At 45.0% G+C, this 8,568-nt stretch carries 11 protein-coding genes and 1 pseudogene; 5 read left to right on the forward strand and 7 right to left on the reverse strand.

What is annotated here, in order from left to right; all coding sequences use genetic code 11:
- Positions 1 to 841: HNH endonuclease (locus tag HMPREF0670_RS11365; protein WP_232213912.1), on the forward strand; the 841-nt coding region annotated here is incomplete at its 5' end.
- 327 nt (positions 842 to 1,168) lie between these two features.
- A pseudogene (locus HMPREF0670_RS16415) lies at positions 1,169 to 1,459 on the forward strand (hypothetical protein); the annotation flags it as partial.
- A gap of 150 nt (positions 1,460 to 1,609) precedes the next feature.
- Here HMPREF0670_RS16415 and HMPREF0670_RS11375 read toward each other — a convergent pair.
- The 3 genes from HMPREF0670_RS11375 to HMPREF0670_RS11385 are packed head-to-tail and all read right to left on the reverse strand — an operon-like array spanning position 1,610 to position 3,781.
- On the reverse strand, positions 1,610 to 2,035 hold the full coding sequence (locus HMPREF0670_RS11375) for a GtrA family protein (protein ID WP_009231297.1): 426 nt from the start codon (positions 2,033 to 2,035) through the stop codon (positions 1,610 to 1,612).
- Complete coding sequence (locus HMPREF0670_RS11380) at positions 2,013 to 2,975, reverse strand: glycosyltransferase family 2 protein (RefSeq protein ID WP_009231298.1); 963 nt, start codon at positions 2,973 to 2,975, stop codon at positions 2,013 to 2,015. Before HMPREF0670_RS11380 ends, HMPREF0670_RS11375 begins: the two co-directional genes overlap by 23 nt.
- Positions 2,972 to 3,781: a polysaccharide deacetylase family protein gene (locus HMPREF0670_RS11385; RefSeq protein ID WP_083786851.1), complete on the reverse strand. Its 810-nt coding sequence runs from the start codon at positions 3,779 to 3,781 to the stop codon at positions 2,972 to 2,974. Before HMPREF0670_RS11385 ends, HMPREF0670_RS11380 begins: the two co-directional genes overlap by 4 nt.
- 362 nt (positions 3,782 to 4,143) lie before the next feature.
- Between HMPREF0670_RS11385 and HMPREF0670_RS11390 the strand changes: the two genes are divergently transcribed.
- Complete coding sequence (locus HMPREF0670_RS11390; RefSeq protein WP_009231300.1) at positions 4,144 to 4,707, forward strand: methyltransferase family protein; 564 nt, start codon at positions 4,144 to 4,146, stop codon at positions 4,705 to 4,707.
- 97 nt (positions 4,708 to 4,804) lie between these two features.
- On the opposite strand, the gene HMPREF0670_RS16745 is transcribed toward HMPREF0670_RS11390, so the two are convergent.
- The 4 genes from HMPREF0670_RS16745 to HMPREF0670_RS11405 form a co-directional block, all read right to left on the reverse strand.
- Complete coding sequence (locus HMPREF0670_RS16745) at positions 4,805 to 4,978, reverse strand: hypothetical protein (RefSeq protein WP_198009299.1); 174 nt, start codon at positions 4,976 to 4,978, stop codon at positions 4,805 to 4,807.
- Between the two features lie 256 nt (positions 4,979 to 5,234).
- Entirely contained in the window at positions 5,235 to 5,456 is a 222-nt protein-coding gene (locus tag HMPREF0670_RS11395; protein WP_009231301.1) for a DUF2795 domain-containing protein, read from the reverse strand.
- 61 nt (positions 5,457 to 5,517) lie between these two features.
- Positions 5,518 to 6,072, reverse strand: coding sequence for a cob(I)yrinic acid a,c-diamide adenosyltransferase (locus tag HMPREF0670_RS11400; RefSeq protein WP_009231302.1), 555 nt, complete (start codon positions 6,070 to 6,072; stop codon positions 5,518 to 5,520).
- A gap of 23 nt (positions 6,073 to 6,095) precedes the next feature.
- Complete coding sequence (locus HMPREF0670_RS11405; RefSeq protein ID WP_009231303.1) at positions 6,096 to 6,719, reverse strand: hypothetical protein; 624 nt, start codon at positions 6,717 to 6,719, stop codon at positions 6,096 to 6,098.
- 215 nt (positions 6,720 to 6,934) lie between these two features.
- Here HMPREF0670_RS11405 and HMPREF0670_RS11410 point away from each other — a divergent pair, with 215 nt between their 5' ends.
- On the forward strand, positions 6,935 to 7,672 hold the full coding sequence (locus HMPREF0670_RS11410; protein WP_009231304.1) for an SIMPL domain-containing protein: 738 nt from the start codon (positions 6,935 to 6,937) through the stop codon (positions 7,670 to 7,672).
- 131 nt (positions 7,673 to 7,803) lie between these two features.
- Positions 7,804 to 8,370, forward strand: a complete 567-nt coding sequence (locus tag HMPREF0670_RS11415; RefSeq protein ID WP_009231305.1) for a hypothetical protein — start codon at positions 7,804 to 7,806, stop codon at positions 8,368 to 8,370.
- The last annotated feature ends 198 nt before the right edge of the window (positions 8,371 to 8,568 follow it).

The raw sequence follows: 8,568 nt of genomic DNA on the forward strand, positions 1-8,568 counted from the left end.
TCAGGGAGACTACTTGTGTCCTTTGTGTATGAAATCTTTTACAAAACAAGAGGTACGTAAAATTCTTACGGAGGAAGACGTTCCTCAAGCATCACTTGGTGGAAGCAGGATTACTCTTACGTGTAGGCAGTGCAATAGTACTTGCGGTTCTGAGATAGATGTGCATCTGTACAATGCCATTAAAGCAAGAGAACAGCGTTTGTTTTTACCAAAGACAAATAGAAAGATCACAGTTGAAAAAGAGAATCAACGATTGAATGCAGAACTTATTGTTGAAGACAATAAGAACATAAAATTATTTATCAATGAGAAAAGAAATAACCCACGTGTATGGGAGTTTTTTCATAATAATATCCTTCTGCCTGATGAAATAATAGATATAGCTGACTATCCTCTAAAACGAGATGAGCGCAGGATTGGATCTGCACTAATAAAAAATGCTTATCTATTACTTTTTGCAAAAACGGGATACTCATTTCTGACTGACTCATATTATGATGATTTGAGGTTACAAATAGCAAATCCAGAAGTATTCTATCTTCCAGAAAGGCTTTGGACTGCTCAAAACATATCCATAGATGATGGTATTTACTTAACTCAAGACAATAGATATCGTGGTTTTTTTGTTATATACACACTAAAACTCCAACAAATTTATCGTGTCTGTGTTTTAATACCGACACCCCTAATTCCTTTTTTATTTGCAGCAAAAGAACTAGGAAAAATAATCGCTGGTGCAGGTCTTAGGATTTTAAAACTTCCTGAATTGAATTACTTAGAAGATAGCAATGCTATTAATAGATTAAGGGATTGGTGCTATGAATGGAAGATGAATTTTTAACAGAGTTTTGTGTATGAAAGGTTTAATTATACGAAGTCATCTTGACTTTTCTCCCTTTCTTGTCTTCTTGAGAAGAATTAGTATGAATGCTATATAGTTCCATGCCTTCCAACTAGATAGCGTTTTATCAAACCTATTCAGTACGTTTCTGTATGAATCTATCCACGCATTGGTTCTTTCAATGCAATACCTGTGCTTTTACAGCAATTCGTCTAGGAGTTTTTCCTCCCTTTGCTTTCCTCGGCGTTTGTTGAAAGCGACATTTGGGAAAACGTCGTGTTTATGGCATCTCTGCCTGAACTGTTCAGTGTCAAAACCCACATCTGCGTTAAGAAAGAGCTTAATAGTCCTTCGGTTGTTAATGTATTACAACTAACAAGCGAACTCAATCAATTTGCGCAAGAGCCTCTTGCGCAAATTCAAGCTACAGGTAATCAAGGAAATGTAAATACGCAAGAGTCTCTTGCACAATTAGGAGAGGTTTCTGAAACACTATCTACCATCTACCAACACGACATAAATCAGATAGAAGAAATTTTTAAGCAATCTGCCGTAGTTCGCACTAACTGGGCAAGCCTTGTAATTCTGCGGTATTCCCTGGCTGTCGGTGACATATATGGCATTGGTCGTCTTCCTTTTCTTGCATCCTTGTATAGATACTTTAAAAGTCAAAGCGACTTCATAATATTAAAGGTGGGAAACTTCCACCCGTAATCAGCAAAACATATTACTCCCCTCGCCCGTTGGAGAGGGGCTGGGGGGTGAGGTTTACTCCTTACTCCTTTTCTTATACACCACATTCAGCAACAAAAAGTTTATGGGTACGGCAATGGCCATCACCACGATTGGTGCCAACCACTTGCTAAGTCCCCACCAAAGGAAGAGGTTGAGCAAACCAATCTCCATGAGATAGTTTACCGCATGACTGGCCACAAAGCCCGCAACATTGCCGCGAGTGGCCTTACTTTGAAAGGTGAAATAGGTGGTTAGCACATAGTTGCACAACAAACCAACCACGTAACCCACGGTGTAAGACACGTTGGCATTGGCAAACAACAGGCAAAGACAATACACGCCATAATGCAAGGCTGTACATATCGCGCCCACAATGCCAAAGCGAAACACACGCCAAAAGTGCGCCCGAAAGGCGGGATGGCCTTTCCACCAACCTTTAAACCTTTGTGTGGTCGTCATCGCCAACTATCTCGCGTATGTTAAACAAAGGTCTGTTCTTCACTTCGGTGTATATCTTGCCCACATAAACACCCACCACACCGATAGACAACATGATAACTCCGCCTATGAGCCAAAGGCTTAACATGATGGAAGCCCAACCCGGATAGGCCGTGTGAACAATGAGTGCATGAACAACATACACGCCCGCCACAAGACTGAGGAAAAGGAAAAAGAGGCCTATATATAATATAAGGTATATGGGACGAACCGAAAACGAGGTTATGCCATCGAGTGCCAACGACAGCATCTTTTTTAAAGTGTACTTCGATGTGCCTGCCGTGCGCTCGCTTATCACGTCGTCTACTGTGCTGCTTTCAAGCCCTATCATGGGTATCAGTCCACGCAAGTAGAGGTTGCGTTCGCCATAACCAGCAAGAATATCCAGTGCGCGGCGACTCATCAGCCTGAAATCGGCATGGTTGAACACGCTTTTCACGCCCATTTTAGACTGCAACTTGTAGAAAGCCACAGCCGAAAGGCGTTTGAAAACGGGGTCGGCCTTGCGCGAAACCTTAACGCCATACACGATGTCGCTACCCTCGCGATAATGTTGCAGCATGCGAGGAATGGCTGCGAGGTCGTCTTGCAGGTCGGCATCAATGGTTATCACCACGTCGGCCCAATGCCTAGCGGTGAGCATTCCGGCCATGATGGCACTTTGATGACCCACGTTTCGGGCCAGATTAATACCCCGCACATAGTGGTTTTCGCGCTGATGGCGACATATCAGCTGCCAAGTGGCATCGGTGCTACCATCGTTTACAAACACGATCATGCTCTCGGCCGACACATCGCCCAAGCTGACCAGCGTATCGAGCAGCTGTGTTAGGCGCGCCACCGAGGTATCTAGCACCGCCTCTTCGTTGTAACAAGGCGAAACAATAGCCAATCGCGTCATCTCTTCTCCCCCTTCTTTCGTTCAACAAACTGGGTATAGGTTATAAACTCTGCATCGCGCCGTTTCATCATCTTTACCAAACGGTCTAGTCGGTTAACCATATCCACACCGCTATGGTTGCGTATGATGTAGGGCATCTTATATTCGGGATGCTCTTTGAGGTCGTAAAACTCCCAAGGATGGAAGTAGGTTACGAAGTAGCCATCGTGCCGCAACACGCGCCTAACCATGGCGTTGTACAGCCATTGGGGCAGATTGTGTAACGACAACCAAAACAAAGGAAAACGCAAAAGGGGGGTAACCGAGGCCGGAATTTGCATTACCTCGCCCTTCATAAACCAACGGCGGGGCGTGGTGAGGTGCATATAACGGCCTGGAACAAAGGCAGGATTGAGCGAAGAGTTATACAGATAGCCCGCCTCGGCCAGTGCATCGTCGCTCACGGGGAACATACGGGGCTGCCGATAGCCGTGCATGGGTACGCCCGCCACACGTTCGAGTATGTTTTTAGACCGCCATACGTCTTCGGGAACAGGTTTCCAATGGTCCACTCCGTGGCAAGCCACCTCGTGCCCCTCGTCCATGATGCGGCGAATTAGGCGCGGTGCCTGCTCGGCGAAGTTGCCCGTGCAGAAGAAAGTGGCGCGAACGCCGTTAGATTTCAGACAATCGAGAATGCGCGTTGTGCCTTCTACCGACACGCGCATGCCTTCTTCCAAGCTGATGTCTACGCCATGCTCGCGCGGAACATCAAACTCTTCGGTGTCGAAACTTAGCAATATCAGCTCTTTTTCTTTTGTTTGCATGGTGCAAAGTTACGAAAATAATCGGCAACATACGTGATTTTGGAAAGGGCTTTGATGGGCTAAGATATTTCAAGAACCACGTTCAACTGTTTTTCGGAAGACTTCTAAAATAATGAATGTCTACCAAAAGCAGGCTCGTGGCAAAGAAACATGTGCTGCCAAGGCATCAAGTTGCAGATAAAACGCGCGAACAAAATCACTATTTTTGGTGATTGTGCCGTTAAACAATTTGTCTTATCTTTGCAAAAAGGGTAATCGTGTTGACTCATATATTCGCGAGCCCATGAATTTGAAACTCGTTAACTTGTCAACTCATAAACTCACCAACTCATCAACTCATAACCTCATAAACTCAAAGCAATATGTTAGATTTATCATTCTTCACAACCCTCAAACTAGGCTGGCTTAACGCTTGGATACCCGCGTTTGGCATGGTAGTGATACAATTTGTTTATATGGCCCTCTTCCGCGAAGTGGGAAAGCGCGCGGTAGACACATCGTGGTATACGCCTCGCGACAAGTTTTGGGCTATGGTAAGCACATTTCTTCAAATAGTTCTGCTTGTGCTTTCAATCTTCGTTCCATTCAAATTGGGAACGGCATGGTTTCTGATAGGCAGCACAATCTTTGCACTTTCGTTTGCCGCCTTCATCTGGGCCTTTCATAGTTATGGCATCGACCCAGCAGGGAAAACAATCAAGAGCGGCATCTATCGCTGGTCGCGCAACCCCATGTACTTCTTCTTTTTCGCAGGAATGTTCGGCACCTGTATTGCTTCGGCCTCGCTTTGGCTGCTCATTGTGATAGTTCCGTTCGTCATTGCAACCCACTTCACCATCCTTGGAGAAGAGCGTTATTGCGCACAAACCTACGGAAAAGAGTATTTGGAGTACAAGGCTAAAACGCCAAGATACTTACTTTTTTAGATAAAAAGGGCGATTAAGCGTTGTAAAGGCTGCCCTAAACACGTTTCAATCACGATGCAACAAGTGTGCCGACTTTCTGTTGTGGCTGCCATGCAGGCTAATCGCCAAAGAGGAATTGCCATAACGTTGGAATTTCAACGCCATCGCTTGCGGCCACGCTGCGCGCATAGCTATAAGCCAAGATAAAAGATAGCACCATAACTAACAACCAAGCAGTTATGGCGAGGAAAATAAGCCAAGGGCGACTGAGCCGAGAAAGTTTTTTAAACATAAGCAGTGAGGTGTAAGGCGGAGTAAAGGGAAGGTTAAGATGGGGGCAAGCGGGCTGTATAATGATTGGCGAGCAATGGGCTGAGCGGCTAAGTAAATTCTTGTTCCATTAAGAAAGCCCAGCCCCTCTGCATTTACTAGGCTGTTTTAACCTTCGTAGCGACATCCTAGGGCAAAGCCCTGTTACGCGCCCACCAAGCAAGACAAAGGGGGATGTGCTGGGCTTTTACCCAAACACATCCCCCTTTTCAATATGATTAATATTCGTCTTCGTTGAAGAGAAAGTCCTCCTTTGTAGGATAATCGGGCCAAATATCTTCGATACTCTCGTAGACATCGCCTTCGTCTTCTATCTCTTGCAAGTTCTCCAACACCTCCAAAGGTGCACCCGAACGCATAGCATAGTCTATGAGTTCTTCCTTGGTTGCAGGCCAAGGCGCATCTTCTAGTTTAGATGCCAATTCCAATGTCCAATACATATCTTAATAGTTTTTCTTGTTAATGTTTTCGGTTTAGGCTGCAAAAATAACACTTTTATTGTTATTTGCAAGTGTTTTGCCAAGTTTTTTCCGACAAATCGGCATTATGGTTGATAAAACGTGCCAAAACGAATAGGTAATCGGAGAGCCGATTAAGGTATTGTAAGGCAGAGAATGCCACGTGCGCCTCGTGCGATAGGGCCACAACACGCCGCTCGGCACGCCTGCAAATGGTGCGACAGACGTGCGCCCAGGCTGCCGCAGGCGTTCCCCCAGGTAAGATAAAGTGGGTTTGGGGCGGCAATTTTTCTTGCATCCGGTCGATGGTCGTTTCTAGTTGCACAGCGCAAGACGGGTCGAGACAAGGCGCATCCGTTTCGTTTCCTGGCTCGATGTCGGTGGCGAGGTGGCAACCGATGTTGAAAAGTGCGTGCTGAACACTTTCGAGCAAGGACACATGCGAGCCTTCGGGCAACAGCGCAAGCAGATAACCTAGGGCAGAATTAAGCTCATCAATGGTGCCGTAGGCCTCAATGCGAGCGTGCGACTTGTCTATGCGGGCACCGCCCACAATACTTGTGGTACCCTTGTCGCCTGTTTTGGTGTAAACTTTCATACTTAAAGAGAGGGGTTGTTAGGTTAAAAGTTGATAACATAGTGCTGCTTGGGGCGTACGGTATCGAAGAACACCAGCCCACAATAATGCAGATCGAAGGTTACGCCCGTACGCAAGTCGTGGCGCAGCTTTTGCCATAACTGCCGAGCATGATGCGAATAGCCGATGCCTTCTACAACAAGTATAGACTTCTGATTGAGCATCGGCAGCACCCGCTCGTAGGTTTCCTCGGCACGTAAAGGGTCGAGCAGATGCACAACAAGGGGATGTTCGGGCGAAATGCCTACGTGTAGTTCCGCCTCTTTAAGGCCGACAACCGCTGTACCCTTGCATCCGGCCTGCACATAAGGGGCAAGCCAATGCGGCATGGAGCCACAACAAAGCCACTGATAGGCCTGCGCGAAGTTGGCCAGACGAAAATAAAACTCGCCCAACTTGCGCTCTCGTTTGCCCAATTGTGGAAAGCTATCGGCTAAGTCGGCGTAGGCATAATAGGGATAATGCTCGTTAACCACGTAGCGCACGAACGAGTAGGCCGACGGCGACTGAATGCCGAAACCACGGCAACAGGTAAGTCGGGTAATCCAAATCCAAAGTCGTTCGAGATAATACATGTTTCGTGAGGCATTATATAATGTGTATTGCAAAGTTAAGCATTTTAAACCGAAAGAAACCCAACGAGAAAACCTAAAACTATTTAAAAATGTATGTCCGTTAGAAAAAAACAAGGCGAATTTGTAACAACCTATCGTTCTTTTCGCTATTTTTGCAAAAAGAGCAATCAGTATAACCTTTCACGAATACACGCGGATTGGTAAACTAATGAGCTAATGAACGAATGAACGAATAAACTTAATATCGTATGGACAAGACAAAAATCATTATCACCTCCATTATCGGAGTAGTGATTGTTATCGGAGCTTGGCTAATAGCCGCAGGTTTCAAGAATTTTAGAGAGGGAGAACCCAACATCAACGTTACCGGTATGGCCGAAAAACAAATTACGAGCGACCTTATCGTCTGGAAAATCTCGGTTAACGCCGAGGGTTCTACACGTAGTTCGGCCTTTACCGAGTTTGAAAAGGCGGCTCGCGTGATGCGCCAATACCTACAAACGCACGGCATTCCCGAAAAGGAAATAACAATGAGCAGCGTGGACATCAGCAAACGTACGAAAGACTTTTGGGACGAAGACAGCCGTAAATACGTAACGCTTGAAAATGGTTTCGCCGTTTCGCAGACTTTCACGGTTAGTTCGAACGACCTCAAACGCGTAGAAAGTGTATACCAACGCATTTCCGAGCTGTACAATCGCGGAATGGATTTCAGTAGCGAGAAACCGCTCTACTACTACACGAAACTGAACGACTTGAAGATGGAGATGCTTAACCAAGCATCGGCCAACGCATACGAACGCGCTCAAACCATCGCGAAGGGCAGCGACTCGAAGGTTGGCGCAATTGTGTCTTCATCAATGGGTGTGTTCCAAATTGTAGGTCTTAACAGCGAGGAGGAATACAGCTGGGGCGGAACGTTCAACACAAGCAGCAAAGAAAAGGTGGCTAGCATCACGGTGAGAACGACGTATAAGGTGAAGTAAAAAGAGAAATAAGGAACAAAAGACATCGCAACCTTGCGATGTCTTTTGTTCTATGCCATTAAAAAGGTACGTGCCTAAGTTTTGCCACTGAACGTGGAGACGTAGTGTATGCCGGCGTAAACTAAAACATTATGTGGTTCTTTCTAAGAAAAAACATCAATAAGAAAGATACATTTGTCACCTTAAATGGTTCATACGACAAATTATCAAGGTATTTCTTTTCAGATATTGAAGATGAGAAATATATTGTCAACGTTAAGTTCAGTGGAGTTGCCCAAAAGGGATTTACGCACCAATTGCTTGCTCAAGCAGACTATTTGGAAAACAGTCGGTTTGGCGGTATTCCGCTGTTCTCGCAAAGGTTTATGGAGAGAACGAAACAATATCTTTCCGGCAAAATTGATTTCCATCCATGCCAAATACTCCTTAATGATGTCACTTACGTCTTCTACCTGGGCAGAATAAAATGTATAAAGCCAATCATTGATTATGAAAAATCAGGCTATAGAATATTGACAGACGGGAGTAGAATCCTAAGTGAACCGAAAGTAATCAAAGCCTCCATAGACGAGGAAATGCTGATTGTGCGAGATGCCACATACAAATCTACCTTTGTAGTGAGTGAGTTGTTCAAGCAAATGGTTGAGAAAGAAAAATTAAAAGTTGGATTTGATAATACATCAAGCACATTTTGGTAATGGTGCAGATTCAATTCTGATAGTAGATATCCCATCATCAAATTAGTATTATACGCAAGCTCTTGGAATATTACGTAGGAACATGAATCCTTTGGCATCCAATTTATAGTTGGAAATACAATAACACAATCACAATAATCCTTTTTATTCCAATATCTGTTCTAGCACCTGTTCTTGGCTTTCACAAAGTTAAACCCT

The sequence above is a fragment of the Prevotella sp. oral taxon 317 str. F0108 genome (assembly GCF_000162415.1).
In the GTDB taxonomy this organism is placed as follows: Bacteria; Bacteroidota; Bacteroidia; order Bacteroidales; family Bacteroidaceae; genus Prevotella; species Prevotella conceptionensis.

What these genes read in the sequence shown, in the direction of transcription:
- HMPREF0670_RS11375 (WP_009231297.1), bottom strand. Translation starts at nt 2,035, where the DNA reads ATGACGACCACACAAAGGTTTAAAGGTTGGTGGAAAGGCCATCCCGCC.
- HMPREF0670_RS11380 (WP_009231298.1), bottom strand. Translation starts at nt 2,975, where the DNA reads ATGACGCGATTGGCTATTGTTTCGCCTTGTTACAACGAAGAGGCGGTG.
- HMPREF0670_RS11385 (WP_083786851.1), bottom strand. Translation starts at nt 3,781, where the DNA reads ATGCAAACAAAAGAAAAAGAGCTGATATTGCTAAGTTTCGACACCGAA.
- HMPREF0670_RS11390 (WP_009231300.1), top strand. Translation starts at nt 4,144, where the DNA reads ATGTTAGATTTATCATTCTTCACAACCCTCAAACTAGGCTGGCTTAAC.
- HMPREF0670_RS16745 (WP_198009299.1), bottom strand. Translation starts at nt 4,978, where the DNA reads ATGTTTAAAAAACTTTCTCGGCTCAGTCGCCCTTGGCTTATTTTCCTC.
- HMPREF0670_RS11395 (WP_009231301.1), bottom strand. Translation starts at nt 5,456, where the DNA reads ATGTATTGGACATTGGAATTGGCATCTAAACTAGAAGATGCGCCTTGG.
- HMPREF0670_RS11400 (WP_009231302.1), bottom strand. Translation starts at nt 6,072, where the DNA reads ATGAAAGTTTACACCAAAACAGGCGACAAGGGTACCACAAGTATTGTG.
- HMPREF0670_RS11410 (WP_009231304.1), top strand. Translation starts at nt 6,935, where the DNA reads ATGGACAAGACAAAAATCATTATCACCTCCATTATCGGAGTAGTGATT.
- HMPREF0670_RS11415 (WP_009231305.1), top strand. Translation starts at nt 7,804, where the DNA reads ATGTGGTTCTTTCTAAGAAAAAACATCAATAAGAAAGATACATTTGTC.